The sequence below is a fragment of the Pseudomonas sp. 2822-17 genome, from assembly GCF_002742485.1.
Lineage (GTDB): Bacteria > Pseudomonadota > Gammaproteobacteria > Pseudomonadales > Pseudomonadaceae > Aquipseudomonas > Aquipseudomonas cyclaminis.
The window spans coordinates 1-830 of the sequence record NZ_LJRZ01000378.1 but is presented as its reverse complement, the minus strand read 5'-3'; the positions used below and the strand labels follow the sequence as shown (position 1 = coordinate 830).

General features: G+C 59.8%; 1 pseudogene. It reads left to right on the top strand.

Annotated features, from left to right (window positions below):
- Window positions 1-830, top strand: a pseudogene (locus tag AOA60_RS11160) (RHS repeat protein); the annotation flags it as partial.

Here is an 830-nt window from a genome sequence, read left to right as displayed (position 1 = left end):
CGCAACGATCAGGGCGACGTGACGCGTAGGACCGATCCCGACGGTCACATCACCGACTACAGCTACAACAAATACGGGCAACTGATTGGGGTGTGGTACCCCGATCACAGTTGCCAGCGGCTGGTGTGGAATGATCGCGGCCAGTTGGTTGAAGAGCAACTGCCCAACGGGGGCATCAAGCGCTATCGCTACGACGACCTGGGCCGGCAGATTGCCCGGGAGGATGAACAAGGCGCGCTGACCCAATACCAGTGGGATGCAGTCGGTAGGCTGACTCGCCTCGTACTGCTCAGCGGTGCGTGCAGGGAATACAGCTACAACCCCTACGGAAAAATCACCGCCGAACGCGATGAACGGGGCCACGTCACCCGCTACGAATACGCCGACGGCCTGCACCTGATCAGCCGCCGCATCAATGCCGACGGCAGCCAGGTCAAGTACCGCTACGACAACGCGCGTCTGCTGCTTACTGAAATCGAAAACGAAGTTGGCGAGACCTACCGGCTGGCTTACCACGCCAACGGCCTGATCCAGCAGGAAGTTGGTTTTGATGGGCAACGCACGGCCTACGCGTATGACCTAAACGGCAACCTGCAGGAAAAAACTGAACACGGCGATGACGGTAGTCAGTTGGTTACCCATTACCAGCGCGACCACGCCGGCCGACTTGTAAGAAAAACCCTACCCGATGGCAACAAGGTCGATTACGCCTACGACCGCCAAGGCAATCTCCTCAGCGTCGACGACGGCCACTGGGCGCTGGCCTACGAGTATGACGTCCAGAACCGCCTCACCGCCGAACACCAAGGCTGGGGCACCTTGCGTTACGG